14 protein-coding genes are annotated in these 16,517 nt (G+C 69.7%); 6 read left to right on the forward strand and 8 right to left on the reverse strand.

Annotated elements, in window-relative coordinates:
* On the forward strand, positions 1-537 hold a 537-nt coding region (locus I6N91_RS03565), incomplete at its 5' end, for a glycosyltransferase family 2 protein (RefSeq protein ID WP_198810718.1).
* Between the two features lies 1 nt (position 538).
* Complete coding sequence (locus I6N91_RS03570; RefSeq protein ID WP_198810720.1) at positions 539-1,537, forward strand: glycosyltransferase family 2 protein; 999 nt, start codon at positions 539-541, stop codon at positions 1,535-1,537.
* A gap of 15 nt (positions 1,538-1,552) precedes the next feature.
* Here I6N91_RS03570 and htpX read toward each other — a convergent pair whose 3' ends face one another.
* The 3 genes from htpX to I6N91_RS03585 form a co-directional block, all read right to left on the reverse strand.
* Positions 1,553-2,434: a zinc metalloprotease HtpX gene (gene htpX / locus I6N91_RS03575; protein ID WP_198810722.1), complete on the reverse strand. Its 882-nt coding sequence runs from the start codon at positions 2,432-2,434 to the stop codon at positions 1,553-1,555.
* 115 nt (positions 2,435-2,549) lie between these two features.
* Positions 2,550-3,830, reverse strand: coding sequence for an MFS transporter (locus I6N91_RS03580; RefSeq protein ID WP_198810724.1), 1,281 nt, complete (start codon positions 3,828-3,830; stop codon positions 2,550-2,552).
* A 77-nt stretch (positions 3,831-3,907) separates the two neighbouring features.
* Positions 3,908-4,600 (reverse strand): alpha/beta hydrolase, encoded by a 693-nt coding sequence (locus I6N91_RS03585; protein WP_198810726.1) that lies wholly within the window; start codon positions 4,598-4,600, stop codon positions 3,908-3,910.
* A gap of 91 nt (positions 4,601-4,691) precedes the next feature.
* Between I6N91_RS03585 and I6N91_RS03590 the strand changes: the two genes are divergently transcribed.
* Both I6N91_RS03590 and I6N91_RS03595 read left to right on the forward strand, forming a co-directional pair.
* Entirely contained in the window at positions 4,692-5,198 is a 507-nt protein-coding gene (locus I6N91_RS03590) for a Fur family transcriptional regulator (protein WP_198810728.1), read from the forward strand.
* On the forward strand, positions 5,195-6,682 hold the full coding sequence (locus tag I6N91_RS03595) for a catalase (RefSeq protein ID WP_198810730.1): 1,488 nt from the start codon (positions 5,195-5,197) through the stop codon (positions 6,680-6,682). Before I6N91_RS03590 ends, I6N91_RS03595 begins: the two co-directional genes overlap by 4 nt.
* Before the next feature lie 97 nt (positions 6,683-6,779).
* On the opposite strand, the gene I6N91_RS03600 is transcribed toward I6N91_RS03595, so the two are convergent.
* The 3 genes from I6N91_RS03600 to I6N91_RS17455 all read right to left on the reverse strand — a co-directional run bounded on the left by I6N91_RS03600 (position 6,780) and on the right by I6N91_RS17455 (position 11,821).
* Positions 6,780-8,303: an amino acid permease gene (locus I6N91_RS03600; protein WP_198810732.1), complete on the reverse strand. Its 1,524-nt coding sequence runs from the start codon at positions 8,301-8,303 to the stop codon at positions 6,780-6,782.
* A gap of 288 nt (positions 8,304-8,591) precedes the next feature.
* Positions 8,592-11,138, reverse strand: coding sequence for an MMPL family transporter (locus tag I6N91_RS03605; RefSeq protein WP_198810734.1), 2,547 nt, complete (start codon positions 11,136-11,138; stop codon positions 8,592-8,594).
* Between the two features lie 44 nt (positions 11,139-11,182).
* Positions 11,183-11,821 carry a TetR/AcrR family transcriptional regulator gene (locus I6N91_RS17455; RefSeq protein ID WP_198810736.1) on the reverse strand — a complete coding sequence of 213 codons (639 nt, stop codon included), beginning with the start codon at positions 11,819-11,821 and terminating at the stop codon, positions 11,183-11,185.
* Between the two features lie 126 nt (positions 11,822-11,947).
* Between I6N91_RS17455 and I6N91_RS03615 the strand changes: the two genes are divergently transcribed.
* A complete protein-coding gene (locus tag I6N91_RS03615; RefSeq protein WP_198810738.1) occupies positions 11,948-12,922 on the forward strand; it encodes an aldo/keto reductase in 975 nt (324 codons plus the stop codon).
* Between the two features lie 28 nt (positions 12,923-12,950).
* On the opposite strand, the gene I6N91_RS03620 is transcribed toward I6N91_RS03615, so the two are convergent.
* Complete coding sequence (locus I6N91_RS03620; RefSeq protein ID WP_198810740.1) at positions 12,951-14,672, reverse strand: amidase; 1,722 nt, start codon at positions 14,670-14,672, stop codon at positions 12,951-12,953.
* Positions 14,672-15,715: an agmatine deiminase family protein gene (locus tag I6N91_RS03625; protein WP_198810742.1), complete on the reverse strand. Its 1,044-nt coding sequence runs from the start codon at positions 15,713-15,715 to the stop codon at positions 14,672-14,674. The genes I6N91_RS03620 and I6N91_RS03625 overlap by 1 nt, the downstream gene beginning before the upstream one ends.
* A 134-nt stretch (positions 15,716-15,849) precedes the next feature.
* Here I6N91_RS03625 and I6N91_RS03630 point away from each other — a divergent pair, with 134 nt between their 5' ends.
* Positions 15,850-16,491, forward strand: a complete 642-nt coding sequence (locus I6N91_RS03630) for a TetR/AcrR family transcriptional regulator (RefSeq protein ID WP_198810744.1) — start codon at positions 15,850-15,852, stop codon at positions 16,489-16,491.
* Positions 16,492-16,517: the final 26 nt, after the last annotated feature.

Below are 16,517 nucleotides of genomic sequence, written 5' to 3' on the forward strand. Positions count from 1 at the left end.
AGCATGGACCCGCAGGAGATCGGCTGGTTCGTCTCCCCGCTCCAGCACGACTTCGACTTCGTCAAGGGCTCCCGGCATGTGACCGGAGGCGGCTCCGAGGACCTGACCTGGCTGCGGGAGGCCGGAAACCGCGCCCTGACCGGGCTGGCCAACGTGGTCCTCCACAGCAACTACTCCGACCTTTGCTACGGCTACATCGCCTTCCGGCGGGAGTGCCTTGAGGTCCTGCAGCTGGAATCCGAGGGATTCGAGATCGAGACGGAACTGATCGTGAAGGCGGCGCGGGGAGGACTTCGTATCGCGGAGGTTCCGAGCATGGAACTGAACCGGATTTCGGGAGCCTCCAATCTGCAGACTTTCCGTGACGGGTGGAGGGTGCTGCGCACCCTCGCCCGGGAGTGCGCCGCCTGGGACGCGCCCACCGGCGGGGCCCGCCCCGAAGCGCTCCGGCGGGTGAAATACACCTATCCCAGCGTCCGGCACTCACGGACTCCAACCGATCCCCGTAGCGTGCTCACCCTCGCGGAAGGTGCCTGACATGTCGCCCACTGGAGTACGACCTACTGTTTCCGTGGTCATCTGTTCCTACACCCAGGACCGCCTGCCGCTCATGGCCCGTGTCGTCGAGTCGGTACGGGCCCAGTCGGTGCCCCCGCAGCAGATCATTCTTGTCGTGGACCATAACAAGGACCTTTATAAGCACCTCATCGCGAATTTCAGTGCCGTGACGATCGTGGAGAGCACCGGCCAGCCCGGGCTGGCCGGCGCGCGCAACACCGGAATCGCCCACGCGACGTCGGACATTGTTGCCTTCCTCGACGACGACGCCGAGGCGGCCCCGGACTGGCTTGAACGCCTGATCTCGTTCTACGACGATCCCGATGTGCTCGCCGTGGGTGGGCACGTCGACCCGGTCTGGGAGGCGGGGCGTCCCGGGTACTTCAGCGAGGAACTCGACTGGATCGTGGGATGCAGCCACCGGGGCCTGCCGCGGATGGCCACCGAAGTCCGCAACCTGATCGGTGCGAACATGTCTTTCCGGCGGGACATCCTCGAGCATGTCGGCGGTTTCAACCAGGACCTTGGCCGACAGATCCTCAAGCCACTCGGCTGTGAGGAGACGGAAATCTGCATCCGGGCCACCATCGCGTCACCGGGCTCGCGCATCGTCTACGATCCGACCGCCGTGGTCCACCATCACGTCCCCGCCGCCAGGGGAACCTTTCGATACATGGCGGCACGAGCCTGGTCAGAAGGGCTCTCGAAAGCCCAGGTGAGCCATCTTGTGGGCCACAAACGCGCCCTGCGTTCCGAACGGCACTATGTCCGGAGGATCCTTCCCCGCGCCGTCCTGTCCGGACTCCGGGATTGGGGCACAGGCAGGGACAGCGCCGGACTGGGCCGGGCGGGAGCCGTTGTCGCCGTGCTTGGCATCACGACCGGAGGATATCTCCGGGGCCGTCAGCTCGCCCATCTCGCTCGGTCCCGCGCGGCCGAGCCAGTCCCTGCGGCTGCCGAGTGGCGAACCGTCCAGTGAGGGCTTAGGCCGAGGTCAGCGGCCGAGCGGCCGGCCGGCCATCCCTTCGAGCCGCGCGATCCGCTGGGGCATGGGCGGGTGGCTTGCGAACAGGCGCTGCATTCCTCCGCCCCGGAAGGGGTTCGCGATCATCAGGTGCGAGGTGTTGACGAGCCGCTGGTCCTGCGGCAGCGGCGCCCGCTGCGTTCCCAGCTCCAGCTTGCGCAGCGCCGAGGCCAGCGCCAGCGGATCGCCGGTCAGGCGCGCGCCGTCCTCGTCGGCGTCGTACTCCCGGGTCCGGCCGATCGCCATCTGAATGAGCCCGGCCGCCACCGGGGCGAGGAAGGCCAGCAGCAGCGCGGCGATCGGATTGCCCCCGGAGCTGCGGTTCCCGCCCATCAGGCCGGTGAAGGCGAACATCTGGGCCAGCGAGGTGATCACGCCGGCGACGGCGGCGGCGACGGAGCCGGTGAGGATGTCGCGGTTGTAGACGTGCATGAGTTCATGCCCGAGCACCCCGCGCAGCTCGCGCTCATTGAGCAGCTGCAGGATGCCCTGGGTGCAGCACACCGCGGCGTTCTGCGGATTCCTGCCGGTGGCGAAGGCGTTGGGCGCGAGGGTCGGAGAGATGTAGAGCCGCGGCATGGGCTGGTTCGCCCGCGCGCTGAGCTCGCGCACGATCCGGTACATCGCCGGCGCCTGCTGCTCGCTCACCTCGACCGCGCGCATGCTGCGGATCGCCAGCTTGTCGCTGTTCCAGTAGCTGTAGGCGACAGAGCCGACCCCGATGAGGGCGAAGATCAGCAGGAAGGACGAGTTCCGGGTGGCGCCCGCGATGGCCGCCCCGAAGAGCAGAAACAGTCCCATGAGCGAGCCGAACAACAGCGCGGTCTTGGCTCCGTTGAAGTGTCTGTGCACTGGACGGGATCTCCTTCAGGGGTCTTGTCTAGGGAGAACGGCCGGGCGCGGCGCTCCGTTCCACCGATTCTGCGGCCGGCCCGAGGGCACGGTCGACGCGGCACGGGCAGCGCTTTCAGGCCTGCGGGTTGCGCGAATCGTACTGGGCGAAACGGGGCTGCCACCTCGCAAGCAGGCCCACGAGGGCAATGCACAGCAGGCCGCCGATCACCGGCGTCCAGCCTTCCCCCAGCCACTCGGCGCCACCGCCGGCGACCATGTCGCCCAGGCGCGGGCCTCCTGCGACGACGACGATGAAGACGCCCTGCAGCCGCCCGCGCATCGCATCGGGGGTGGCGGACTGCAGGATGGTGCTGCGGAACACCGAACTGACGGAGTCCGAGATGCCGGCGAGGACGAGGCAGAGCGCGGCGGGGATGATCCAGGGCGTCACCGCGCCGCCGGCGCCGGGTCCGGTGGCTCCGGCCGCGACGACCACGAGGCCGAAGGCGCTCACCGAGGCACCCCAGCCCACGATGGACCACAGCACGGCCAGCCCCTGGCGGTGGATCCGGCCGAGCGGGCCGGAAAACAGTCCCGCCAGCACCGAGCCGAACGCCACGGCCGCGAGCAGGATGCCCACGGTGAATTCCCCGCCGCCGATCAGGACGGCGCCGATGGCAGGCAGCAGCGCCCGCGGCTGGGACAGGATCATGGCGGCGAGGTCGACGAGGAAGGTCATGCGGATGTTCGGGCGGGTGCCCAGGAACCGGAACCCCTCGAGCACCGAGGACAGCCCGGCCCGCCGGGTCGGCCCCTCGGGCGGCATGGGCGGGAGGCTGAACACGGCCCAGAGCGCAGCGGTGAACGTGACGGCGTCGATCGTGTAGGTCCAGGCGTAGCCCACCTGCGCAACCAGCACGCCCGCGAGCAGCGGTCCCACCGTGAACGCCAGGCCGAAGGTGAGCATGCTCAGCGCATTGGCCGCAGGCAGGAGTTCGGGCCGCACGAGCCGCGGAATGATCGAACTGCGGGTGGGTTGGTTGACGCCGGCCGCACCGCTCTGCACCGCGACCAGGAGGTACAGCAGCCAGACGTTGTTCAGGCCGGCCCAGGCCTGCGCGGCGATGGCGATGGTCGTCAGCCACAGGGCGAACCCGGAGAACAGCGCCACCGTCCGGCGGTCGTGGGCGTCGGCGATCGCCCCGCCGTACAGCCCGGCCACCACCAGCGGCACCAGCGCGAAGAGTCCCAACAGGCCAACGCTCAGGCTCGAGGAGGTCAGGGCGTAGACCTGGAGGCTGACGGCCACCAGGGTGAGCTGGGTGCCGGTGGCCGAGAGGGTCGTGCCGATGTAGAGCCGGCGGAAGGCCCTGCTCTCCTTCAGTGGCGTGATGTCGGCAAGGAGTCTGGGCACTCCAAAAGTGTAGCGGCGATGTGGTTCGCATCGGCAACTACCGAGGTCGGGACCGCCGAAGGTTACGCCCGCCGGCGCTACTCGGCGGCGGCGATCGCCTCGTCGACCATCTTCAGCACCCGGCGGTCCGCGATCGGCCGGAAGTGGCCCATGGTCTCGAGCTGGATATTGCGCGCCCCCTTGAGGAAACTGCCGCCGGGGATGTGCGGGTCGAAGCGCCCGTAGATCGAGGTGATGCGGGAATTGACCTCGAGGTTGCTCCCAAGCGAGACCAGGGTGCGGTTCCGTGGAGCGAAGGCCCGGATGCTCGGCAGGACGAAGAAGTTTGCGTAGAACGAGCCCGAGAAGGGGGTGTTGATGGCGACGAGCCGGCTGGCCCGGCTTCCGGGCAGGGTCATCAGGTATTTGCCAATCAGCCCGCCCTTGCTGTGGGCGACGATGACGACGTCGCGGAGGTCGCGTTCCTCGAGGTATTCGGCGGCCAGCGCGGCCATCGCCGGCACGCTGCCGCGGTTGTAGCCGAGCTTTTCCACGACGTGCACCGGATGTCCGGCCCGGTGCAGGTGGGCGGCGACCGGCCGCATGAACTGCCAGGGCTCGTAGACGCCCGGGATCAGCAGCACCGGCAGCTTCGCCGGGCCCCGGGAGGGCTCCGGGCCGGCAACGAGGTACCGGGCCGGGTCGTCGCGCACGAGGAGGCCGTGAAGCTGCCAAAAGCCGACGTACGCATAATCGAGTGTCCAGGCCCATGCCCGCCGCAATAAATCCATCGTTCCACCGTACCTAGCCACGCCCTGCCGCGGCACGCAAGTTAGACGGACCTTATTATGAATTCCTCAGAATTGGTGGTTGACTCCCTCCATGACCGACACCGCTCCGCACCCCACCGCGCGCGAGGCGCAGTGGTCGCAGGAGCTGCGCGGCCACGGACGCCGGGTGACCCGGCAGCGCCTCGCCGTGCTCAGCGCCGTCGAGCGCTCCCCCCATGCGACCGCCGACGACGCCGCCGCGGCCGTGCGCCAGGAACTGCCGCACATCGCCGTGCAGTCGGTGTACGTCATCCTCGCCGACCTGACGGCCCTGGGCCTGCTGCGCCGCATCGAAACCCCGCACTCTCCCGCCCGCTACGAGACCCGGGTCGGTGACAACCACCACCACGCCGTGTGCACGGGCTGCGGACGGATCGAGGACGTGGAGTGCGCCGTCGGCCACGCCCCCTGCCTGACCCCGCAGTGGTCCCCCGGCTCGGCCGGAATGACCATCCAGATCGCCGACGTCCTCTACCAGGGGCTCTGCGCTGACTGCCGCGCCCCCGCCGCCGGCCCAACGATTTACCCCAGCAGCACCACAGAAACAGGAGCACAGTGAACGCCAATTTCAGCACTACGCAGTCCGGGGCGCCCGTCGTCGACGACAGCAACTCGTCAGCGATCGGCCGCGACGGAGCGATCCCGCTGACCGACCATTACCTGATCGAGAAGCTCGCCCAGTTCAACCGCGAGCGGATCCCCGAGCGCGTCGTCCACGCCAAGGGCGGTGGAGCCTTCGGTGTCTTCGAGACCACCGAAGACGTCAGCATGTACACCAAGGCGGCCCTGTTCCAGACCGGCGCCGTCACCGAGACGCTGCTGCGCTTCTCCTCCGTCGCCGGCGAGCAGGGCTCCCCCGACACCTGGCGCGACCCCCGCGGCTTCGCCCTGAAGTTCTACACCTCCGAGGGCAACTACGACCTCGTGGGCAACAACACCCCCGTCTTTTTCATCCGCGACGGCATCAAGTTCCCGGACTTCATCCACTCGCAGAAGCGCCTTCCGGGCACCAACCTGCGCGACGCCGACATGCAGTGGGACTTTTGGACCCTGAGCCCGGAATCCGCGCACCAGGTGACCTGGCTGATGGGCGACCGCGGCCTTCCCGCCTCCTGGCGCACTATGAACGGTTACGGCTCGCACACCTACATGTGGATCAACGAGGCCGGCGAGAAGTTCTGGGTCAAGTACCACTTCAAGTCCAACCAGGGCCACGAGACGCTCACGGTCGACGAGGCCGAGTCCCTGGCCGGCTCGGACGCCGACCACCACCTGCGCGACCTCTCCGAGAACATCGCCAAGGGCAACCACCCAAGCTGGGACCTCAAGGTCCAGGTCATGCCCTACGACAATGCCAAGGACTACCGGTTCAACCCCTTCGACCTCACGAAGGTCTGGCCGCACGCGGACTACCCGCTGATCCCGGTCGGGAAGCTCACCCTGAACCGCAACCCGGAAAACTACTTCGCGCAGATCGAGCAGGCGACCTTCGCGCCGTCGAACTTCGTGCCCGGCATCGCCGCCAGCCCCGACCGGATGCTGCAGGCTCGCATCTTCTCCTACGCCGATGCGCACCGCTACCGCGTGGGCACCAACCACGCCCAGCTGCCGGTGAACATGCCCAAGAGCGAGGTGCGCAGCTACTCCAAGGACGGCGCGGGCCGGTACCACTTCAACTCCGCCTCCACTCCGGTGTACGCGCCGAACTCGGTGGGCGGTCCCGCGGCCGACCCTTCGCTGTACGGCCCGCACGGCGGCTGGGAGAACGACGGCGAGCTCGTGCGCGCCGCCCACACCCTGCACGCCGAGGACGACGACTTCGGCCAGGCCGGCACGCTCTACCGCGAGGTCTTCGACGACGCGGCCCGGGCCCGGTTCCTCGAGACGATCACCGGCGCCGTCGGCGGCGTGGTCAGCTCCGATATCCGCGAGCGGGCCATCCAGTACTGGACCAACGTCGACGCCGACCTGGGCGCCAAGCTGCGGGCCAACCTCGGCTCCGGCGAGACTCCGGCGTCGGAGTCGGAAGCGGCCCTGTACTAGGAGCCCTTTCGCGCCGCACGCGCCAGAAAACGACGAACGCACCCGGTTTTCCGGGTGCGTTCGTCGTTTCGGGGTGCGTCCGTCGTGAACGGAGGCGTCAGCGCGTCCCGGCGCCGACCATCTCGTCAGCCTCCGGTTCGGACGAGCCCGCTGCGGTATTCGCATTGAGCTGGGAGTGGCGGTAGCCGTACGCGAAGTAGATGGCGAATCCGGCGACCAGCCACACGGCGAAGAACACCCAGGTGATCGTGGCGAGGTTGAGCATCAGGTAGATGCACAGCAGTGCCGACACGATCGGGATGATCTTGCCGAACGGCACCCGGAACGCCGGCAACAGGTCGGGTCGCTTGCGCCGCAGCACGAGGATGCCGACGCTGACCATGATGAAGGCGGAGAGGGTGCCGATGTTGATCATTTCGGCGAGGATCTCGACCTGGGTGAACCCGGCGAGCAGGGCGACGACGACGCCGCAGAGGATCTGCGTGCGGGCCGGGGTGCCGCGCTTCTCGGAGGTGCGGCTCAGGAAGCGGGGCATCAGCCCATCGCGGCTGAGGGCGAAGACCACCCGGGCCAGGCCCATGAGCAGCACCATGATGACGGTGGTCAGGCCGATGAGGCTGCCGATCGAGATGACGCCGGCGGCCCAGTCGGCGCCGACGAGCTGGAAGGCCGTCGCCAGGGACGGTGCGCCCGACTCGCCGAGCTCGGTGTGGGAGACCATGCCGGTGACGACGAGGGTCACGAGGATGTAGAGCACCGTGACCACGGCCAGGCCGGCGAAGATGCCGCGCGGCAGGGTCCGGCTCGGGTTCTTGACCTCCTCAGCGGAGGTCGCGACGACGTCGAACCCGATGAAGGCGAAGAAGACCAGCGCGGCGCCGGAGATGATTCCGGTGAAGCCGAACGCCGACGGGGTGGCCCCGGAGAGGAAGGACAGGAAGGGCTGGTCGGCCCACTTGGCCTCGGTGTCGGCCGGCGGCTGGGATTCGGGCACGAACGGCGTGTAGTTTTCGGGGCTGACGTAGAAGAACCCGACGACGATGACGAAGAGGACGATCGCGATCTTGATGACGGTGAACACGCTGTTCACGCGGGCCGAGAGCTTGGTGCCCAGCACCAGCACGGCGGTGAAGATGGCGACGATCAGCAGCGGCCCCCAGTAAAGGGGAAGACCGAAGAAGCTGATCTCCGAGGGCACGTCGAGGTTGAGCACCGCGAACAGATCGCTGAGGTAGATGCCCCAGAACTTCGCGATGACGGCCGCGGCCATAAGGAGTTCGAGGATGAGGTTCCAGCCGATGACCCAGGCGACGAGTTCGCCCATGGTGGCGTAGGTGAAGACATACGCGCTGCCGGCCACGGGGATCGCGGTGGCGAACTCGGCGTAGCACATGATGGCCAGCGCGCAGGTGATTGCGGCGAGCACGAAGGAGATGGTGACGGCCGGTCCGGCGTTGAACGCCGCCGCCTGGGCCCCGACGGAGAAGATCCCCGCACCCACGGCCACGGCAACGCCCATGATCATGAGGTCCCACGTGTTCAGGGAACGCTTGAGCCTGCGCCCCTTTTCGTCAGAGTCTGCTATCGACTGCTCAATCGATTTTGTGCGCAATAGGTTCAATGGCCTGCATCTTTCACAGAGGGGGGGGCGGCAGTCAAGGGAAAACTGCCCAGACAAGCGTATTGAGGTCCAGCCGCTGGGACTGAATCCGTCCACATGGTGAGATGGTTAACCAGGGCCACCATGTGGTCCTCCGGCGTTTCTCCGGAGGGCGTGCGTCCGGGGGCGTCGGGACCCCATCCGCGACCCCGAAAGCGGCCGCTGCATACGAAACGACCGCCGCGCCGGATATATCAGGTGCGGCGGTCGCTTTCGGGCCGCTCGGTCGCGAAGCGGTACGCCTGGCGGTCAGCCCGCTGCCGGCACGGCCTCCCGCTGGGGCTCGGGCCGCGGGGTGAGCTTCGCCCCCTCGACGTCGACGTCGGGCAGGATCTTATCCAGCCAGCGCGGCAGCCACCAGGCCTTCCGGCCCAGCAGGTACATCGCGGCGGGCACGAGCGTCATGCGCACCACGAAGGCGTCGAGGAGCACCCCGAAGGCCAGCCCGAACCCGATCGGCCGGACCATGGTGAGGTGGGAGAACACGAAGCCGGCGAACACCGACACCATGATGATCGCCGCGGCCGTCACGACCCGTGCGCCGTGGCTGAAACCGACCCGCACCGCGGCCCGGGCGCCTCCGCCGTGGACGTACGCCTCGCGCATCCCCGAGACGAGGAACATTTGGTAGTCCATCGCCAGGCCGAACAGCACCCCGATCAGGATGATGGGCAGGAAGCTCAGGATCGGCCCGGGGTTGGTCACGCCGAAGAGGTCCCCGAACCAGCCCCACTGGTAGATCGCCACGGTGGCCCCGAAGCTCGCCAGCAGCGAGAGCAGGAACCCGGCGGTGGCGATGAGCGGCACGAGCACCGAGCGGAACACCAGCAGGAGCAGGATCAGCGAAAGCCCGACGACGATGCCCAGGTACAGCGGCATGGCCTCCATCAGCCGGGCCGAGACATCGATGTTCGCGGCCGTCTGGCCCGTCACCGACACGGAGACCCCGGTCCGGTCCTCGATGTCGTCGGAGGAGGCGCGCAGGGTGCGCACGAGGTCCTCGGTGGATTCGCTGGCCGGCCCCTCCTCCGGAAGCACCTGGAAGACGGCGGTGCGCCCGTCGGCGCTCACCGAGGCGGGAATCGAGGCGGCGACCTCCGGGATGTCCGCCAGCAGGTCGTTGACGTCGAGCTGCAGTTCGGCCAGTTCGGCCTCGCCCGCGGTTGCGGGCATCGCCCCGACGACGATCAGCGGCCCGTTGGCGCCCTCTCCGAACTTCTCGTCGACGGTGCTGTAGGCCTGGAAGGCGGTGGAGTCGGCGGGCTCGGATCCGCCGTCGGGCAGGCCGACCCGCAGCTGGGCCGCGGGGACCGCGATGGCGCCGAGCAGCAGGATGCCTGCCACGAGGGTAAGGGCGGGCCTGCGGGTGACGAACCCGCCCCAGCCGCGGCCGCGCTCGGCCCGCCGGTCCTGGGTCCGCTGCTCCTCCTCCGAGGAGGCCCCGCCGGACCGGCTGGCGTTGCGGGCCCACGCCCGCGCGGAGATGAGCCGGGTGCCGAGAACGGCGAGCAGGGCCGGGGTGAGGGTCAGGGCCACGAGCACCGAGACGGCGACAGTTCCCGCGGCGGACAGGCCCATGACGGTGAGGAACGGCAGGCCGGGCACGGCGAGCGCTGCCAGCGCGACTACGACCGTGAGCCCTGCGAAGAGCACGGCGTTGCCGGCGGTGCCCGTGGCCCGGCCGACCGACTCCTCAAGCCCCATCCCGTGCAGGAGCTGCGTGCGGTGCCGGTTCACGATGAACAGGGAGTAGTCGATGCCCACGGCCAGGCCCAGCATCAGCGCCAGGACCGGGGAGATGCTGTTCATCTCGATGATCCCTGACAGGGCGAAGGTGATGCCCACCCCGACGCCGACGCCGATCACGGCCATCAGGAGCGGCAGGCCCGCGGCGACGAGCGTACCCAGCATGAGGACAAGGACCAGGGCGGCGACGAGCAGGCCGATGATCTCGGCGTAGCCGAAGATCTCGGAGACGTCCTCGACGATGTCCTTGCTGTAGTCCACGGTGACGCCGCCACCTGCGGCGGCCGCGGCCTCCTCCTGCACGGCTTCACGCAGCTCCGGGGACACGGCGTTGATTGACTTCTCAAACTGGACGCTGGCGACGGCGGCGGAGCGGTCGTCCGCCACCAGCCGGACGCCCGAGGAGGCCTCGAGGCGGCGTTCGGCCAGTTCGAGCTCGGTGCGGCCCTGTTCGAGTTCGGCGGCGCTGCCCTCGAGCTCGGCCCGGCCGGCGTCGAGGCGCTCCTGCCCCGCGGCCAGCTGGGCCCGGGCGGCATCCAGAGCAGGACCCGGCAGGGAGGGTGCGCTATGTTCAAGCTGGTCCCGCTGGGCGTCGAGCTCCTGCTGGCCCTGCTCAAGCCCGGCCCGGCCGGCCTCGAGCTGCTCCTCCCCGGAGGCGAGGTCGGCCCTTCCGCTCTCGAGTTCGGCCCTTCCGCCTTCGAGCTGCTCCGTCACGGCGAAGGGGTCGACGACCGACCTCACGCCGTCGAGGCCGGCGACGCCGGCGAGGGCCTCCCGGACCGCGGACTCCTGGTCCGGGGTGAAGGCCGCGCCGTCATCGGTCCGGAAGACGACCGTCCCGGTGCCGCCGACGGCCTCGGGCAGTTCGCGCCGCAGCTGGTCCGCGACCCGCTGGGACTCGGTGCCGGGGATGGAGAAGTTGTTGGTGAGGGTGCCGGAGAAGAAGACGGCGGAGGCACCCACGGCCACCATCACCGTCAGCCAGGCGGAGACGACCCACCACCGCCTGCGGTAGGCGAACTTGCCGAGCCGGTAGAGCAGAAATGCCATTGGAAGTGTCCTTGGGTGACGGAGGTGGGGTGGGCGTGTGCGGATCAGGCGGGGTGTGCGAAGCCGTCCCGGAGCATTGAGAGCGCCAGCACCATGCGCTCCTCGAGGGCGGCACCGGCGTCCCCGTGCCGGTCGGGGTCGTCGGCGGCCCAGTCGTGCATCGCCGCCTTGGCGCAGGAGAGCACCGAGCCGACGAGGGCGCTGACGTAGAGGGGCGACGCGCCGCCCTGGAGGTGGTGGGTGACGGCCTCGATGATCCGGGCTTCCGCCCGTTCCCAGGCGTGCAGCTGGGCCCGCAGCAGTTCCGGGCTGCCCGCCGCCATGCGGAAGAGCTCGCCATGCACGGCGAGGTCCTGGACCTTGGCGGTGGCCGCGAGCGCGGCGATCATGGCGTCGAGCAGCGGCTCCCCCGCCGGGCGCCGGGAGAAACTGGAGATGGCGAGTTCGAGGAAGGACTCGGTGCTGACGTTCAGGGCTTCCTCGGCGCTGTGGAAGTAGTTGAAGAAGGTGCGCCGGGAGACACCGGCCCGGGCCGCGATCTGGTCCACGGTGAACGATCCGGCCCCCTTGCTGCGGGCGAGGGTGAGCGCGGCCTCGGCGATCGCCCGGCGGGTGTCGATCTTGTTCTGCTCCCGACGGCCGACAGGCTCCGGGGGCTCCACCGCGTCCTCAACCGTTTGCACGCTTTGACGTTACGCCAAAAGTTGCACGGTGTGCAAGAAATATTCCGGCGGGGAGGAGGTGGACTAAAGACCGGGCCCGCCACACCGGTCTAGGCTTGCCCGAAAACCTCACCGAAAGGCGTCGAAATGAAGCACCTCACCCTGGGACAGGACCTGGAGGTCTCGCGGCTGGGCCTCGGCTGCATGGGCATGTCGGCCTTCTACACCGGCAGCGGCACCGACGACGACGCCGCCGTGCGCACCCTCCACCACGCGCTCGACCTGGGCATCACCTTGTTCGACACGGCCGAGATCTACGGTCCGTACACGAATGAGGAACTGCTGGGCCGGGCCTTCGCCGACCGGCGGGATCGGGTGGTGATCGCCTCCAAGTTCGGCGTCATCCGCCACACCGGTTCGGGCGAGCGGGGCCTGGACGGCAGCCCGGCGAATGTGCGCCTGGCGGTCGAGGGGTCGCTGCGGCGCCTCCGCACCGACTACATCGACCTGTACTACCAGCACCGGATGGACCCCGCCGTCCCCGTCGAGGAAACGATGGGCGCCCTGGCCGAACTGGTCGAGCAGGGAAAGATCCGGCATATCGGCCTGTCCGAGGCGGCGCCGGCCACCCTCCGCCGGGCCCACGCCGTGCACCCGGTGACGGCGCTGCAGACCGAATACTCACTGTGGACCCGCGACCCCGAGCAGGAGATCCTCCCGCTGGTGCGCGAACTCGGCATCGGGTTCGTTCCGTACTCGCCCCTGGGCCGCGGATTCCTTACCGGGACCATTCGCAGCCTCGACCAGCTCGACGAGGCGGACGTCCGGCGCTACAACCCGCGTTTCGCCGGGGACAACCTCGAAGCGAACATCCGGATTGTCGAACAGGTCGACGCCGTGGCGCGGCAGGTCGGAGCGACCCCCGGGCAGGTGGCCCTCGCCTGGCTGCTCGCCCAGGATGGTGACCTTGCGCCCATTCCGGGCACCCGCAGGATCGAGCACCTCGAGGAAAATATCGCCGCCGAGGCCCTCGAGCTCTCGGGTGATCACCTCGCCGCGCTCAGCGCGGTCGCCGCGCCGGTCGGGGACCGGTATGCGGACATGTCGACGGTGAACCGCTGAGCCGCGGCTCAGCGGTTCACTGTGCCATTCAGCCCAGCGGCGGGGTCCTCGGCGGCGGCGTGCGGCGCCGGCCCGTGGCCTCGAAGGCGGCGGCGAGCCCCAGGAGGGCGGCGTCGTCGTAGGCCCGGCCGGCGAAGGTGAGTCCGACGGGCATGCCGGTATCGGCCATCGTGCCCATCGGTACGGTCACCGTCGGGATGCCCAGGTGCCTCGGCACCAGGTTGCCGTTGGCGACCCAGACCCCGTTGCGCCACCCCTGGTCGGCCGAGGCGGGATTGACGTCCATGTCCGCCGGTCCGACGTCGGCGGCCGCGGGGAAGAGCACGGCGTCGAGGCCGAGGCGCTCCATCCAGTCCTCAAGGTCGACGCGGCGGGTTTCCTCGAGCCCGCGCAGGCCCTCGGCTAGGTGTGGGATCGCGAGGAAGGACTCCACCGGGTGGTCGCGGACGCGGTCCGGGTAGGTGGCGATGTCGTCGTCGAACCCGTCGTAGCGGTCCGGCAGCGCACCCTCGGGGGCCGGGAAGATCGCCGCGCCGTCGACCGCCGCCAGGGTGTCGAGGGCCGGATCGCCGTTGGCCTTCAGGAAGTCATCCCACGCCCACGACGAGAGGTCGGTGATCTCGCGCTCAAGGTAGTCGGGGCTGACCAGTCCGCGGGTGGCGAGAGTGGGGGCGCCGGGGCGGTCGCCCTCGTAGTTGGAGACCACCGGGAAGTCGACTTCCACCACCTCCGCGCCGGCTGCCTCGAGGTCGCGGCGGGCGGCCTCCCAGAGGGCGATCACGGAGGGGCGCGTGTCGATGCGCTGTCCGGTGGGCCCGCCGATGCCCGGATTTTCGCCGGTGCCGGCCTCCGGATCGGCGTTGATGTACATGCGGGGCACCCCGAAGCGCCGGCCCTCAAGAGCCACTCGGGCGCCGTCCGGCCCTGCCGGGGCCAGCGCCGGGTAGGACGGCGGGCGGAGGTCCGACACGGGCGGGATCTCCACCCACGGCTGGGTGCGCCAGAAGTCGCCGCGGGTTTCGGCGTCGTCGGCGACGATCACGTCGAGCAGCTCAAGCAGGTCGGCCATGGAGCGGGTGTGCGGAACGACCACATCCATGGTGGGCACCAGCGGCCAGTTGCCGCGCACCGAGATCACTCCCCGGGAGGGCGTGTAGGCGCACAGGGCGTTGTTTGAGGCCGGCGCCCGTCCGCTGGACCAGGTTTCCTCGCCGAGGCCGAAGGCCGCGAAGCTCGCCGCGGTCGCCGTGCCCGAGCCGTTCGACGATCCGGAGGCGAACGCTGCGGGGAGGTAGTCGGCGTTGTATGGGCTTTCGGCGCGCCCGTAGAGTCCGCGCTGCATGCCGCCGTTGGCCATCGGGGGCATGTTCGTCAGCCCGATCAGGACCGCGCCGGCGCCCCGGAGGCGTTCGATGGTGAAGGCGTCGCGCTGGGCGGTGAGGTGCTCGAAGGCCGGGGAGCCGGCGGCGGCCGTGAGCCCCTCGGCCAGGTAGCTGTCCTTGGCGGTGTACGGGATGCCGTCCAGTGGTCCGAGCACGGCGCCGCGGGCACGCCGTTCATCGGAGGCCCGGGCGTCGTCCAGGGCCTGCGGGTTGGACACCACGACCGCGTTCAGCCGGGGGCCGCTCCGGTCGTAGGCCTCGATCCGCGCGAGGTAGGCCCGAGTGAGGTCCTCGCTGCTCGTCTCCCCGGACTCCAGGGCGGCGCGCAGCTGCGCAATGGAGGCCTCGACGACGTCGAACCGGGCCATCAGGCGTCCCCTCCGCCCAGTGCCGGCTGCTGCTGGGTGATGCAGTGGACGCCCCCGCCGCGGGCCAGGATCGGCCGGGCGTCCACGGTCACTACCCGCCGTCCGGGGTAGGCCTCCGCGAGGATCTCCGCGGCCAGCGCGTCGGCCCGTTCTTCCCCGTAGCCGCAGGCGATCACGCCGCCGTTGACCACGAGGTGGTTGACGTAGCTCCAGTCCACGAACCCTTCGCTGTCGCGCAGGGTGGCAGGCGCCGGCAGCGGGAGGATCTCGAAGGGCTTGCCTGCGGCGTCCGTCTGGGTCTCGAGGAAGGCCGCTAGGGTGCGGCTGACCTCGAAGTCGGGGTGCCCTGGGTCGGACTGGAGGTGAAGCAGGACCCGGCCGGGCGAGGGCAGGGTGGCAACCATGTCGATGTGCCCGCGGGTGCCAAGGTCCTCGTAGTCGCGGGTGAGGCCGCGGGGCACCCAGATGGTCTTCGTGGCGCCGAGAGTGCGCGCCAGTTCCGCCTCGACGCGGGCCTTGTCCGCGTAGGGGTTCCGGCCCGGATCCAGCTGGACCGTCTCGGTGACGAGGACCGTCCCGGCGCCGTCGACGTGGATCGCCCCGCCCTCGTTGACGAGCATCGAGCTGATGAGTTCGGCGCCGCTCTGCGCTGCGACCACGCGGGCCATCTCCGCGCTCTTCTCCCATTCGGACCAGGCGGGGGCGCCCCAGCCGTTGAAGGTCCAGTCCACCGCGCCGAGGACGCCGGGGCGCTCGTCGTCGAGCACGAAGGTCGGCCCGACGTCGCGCATCCAGAACTCGTCGAGGGGAACCTCGTGGAGCTCGATGCCGCTGCCGAGCAGGTTCCGGGCACGCACCATTTCGCTGGGGTCGACCGCCATGGTGACCGGTTCGAACTCGGCGACCGCGTGTGCGACGGCGGTCCACGCCGCATAGGCTTCGGCTGCCGACGCGGCATCCGCGCCGAGGGTCAGCCCCGCCCGGGGGAACGCCATCCAGGTGCGTTCGTGGGGTGCGGTCTCGGCCGGCATCCTCCAGGCCATTCGCGGCTCCTTACTCCCGTGCGGCCGTCCGGCGCCGGGGCTTGAAGGCCCTCGGCGGATCCGCAGCGGCACTGCACATCCTGTTATTGATCAAGTGATCAATAGAGTTGAAAACTACTTTAGACTGAAGCGTGATGTCAAGCACTCCTCCGAGGCGCGCGGCCCGGAAAGCACCGTCCGAGCGCGCCGCCGAAATCGCCGAAGCCGCACGGGAACTGGCCCTGGAGCGGGGCCTTGCCGCGATCACGCTGCGCAGCGTGGCCGCGCGTGTGGGTGTGGCCTCCGGCCTCGTCGCGCACTACCAGCCCAACGTCGACGCGCTCGTGGCGGACACCTTCACCACCATCGTCGCGGCCGAAACGGCGGAGGTCGCCGCCCTGCTGGCCCGGCTCCCGGACCCGCCGCAGCGGCTCGCCCTGCTCCTGGACACGCTGCTGGACGGGGCGCGCCTCGACGTGACCGCGGTCTGGGTTGAGGCCTGGACCCTCGGCCGCCGGAACGAGGCACTCGCCGCCAGCGTGCGCAGCCAGATGGACGCCTGGCAGGCGGTGCTGCAGGACGTCGTCGAGGCGGGAATCGCGGCGGGGCAGTTCGAGACCCCGGACGCGGCGTCCGTCGCCTGGCAGATCCTGGGCATGATCGACGGCCTGAACGCCCAGGCGCTGGTGCGCTGGGACGGGGTCAACGACCGCGGCGTGCACCTGGCCCGCGCTGTCGAGGGGATGGTCGGGGCGGCGCGCGGCGCACTGGTCCCCGGCGGCCTCCCGCAGGCCTGACCCCGGCGGGGCAGCGATCCGGCCCG

Source organism: Arthrobacter sp. MSA 4-2 (assembly GCF_016405885.1).
GTDB lineage: Bacteria > Actinomycetota > Actinomycetes > Actinomycetales > Micrococcaceae > Arthrobacter_D.

What these genes read in the sequence shown, in the direction of transcription:
- I6N91_RS03570 (WP_198810720.1), top strand. Translation starts at nt 539, where the DNA reads ATGTCGCCCACTGGAGTACGACCTACTGTTTCCGTGGTCATCTGTTCC.
- I6N91_RS03585 (WP_198810726.1), bottom strand. Translation starts at nt 4,600, where the DNA reads ATGGATTTATTGCGGCGGGCATGGGCCTGGACACTCGATTATGCGTAC.
- I6N91_RS03590 (WP_198810728.1), top strand. Translation starts at nt 4,692, where the DNA reads ATGACCGACACCGCTCCGCACCCCACCGCGCGCGAGGCGCAGTGGTCG.
- I6N91_RS03605 (WP_198810734.1), bottom strand. Translation starts at nt 11,138, where the DNA reads ATGGCATTTCTGCTCTACCGGCTCGGCAAGTTCGCCTACCGCAGGCGG.
- I6N91_RS03615 (WP_198810738.1), top strand. Translation starts at nt 11,948, where the DNA reads ATGAAGCACCTCACCCTGGGACAGGACCTGGAGGTCTCGCGGCTGGGC.
- I6N91_RS03620 (WP_198810740.1), bottom strand. Translation starts at nt 14,672, where the DNA reads ATGGCCCGGTTCGACGTCGTCGAGGCCTCCATTGCGCAGCTGCGCGCC.
- I6N91_RS03625 (WP_198810742.1), bottom strand. Translation starts at nt 15,715, where the DNA reads ATGGCCTGGAGGATGCCGGCCGAGACCGCACCCCACGAACGCACCTGG.
- I6N91_RS03630 (WP_198810744.1), top strand. Translation starts at nt 15,850, where the DNA reads ATGTCAAGCACTCCTCCGAGGCGCGCGGCCCGGAAAGCACCGTCCGAG.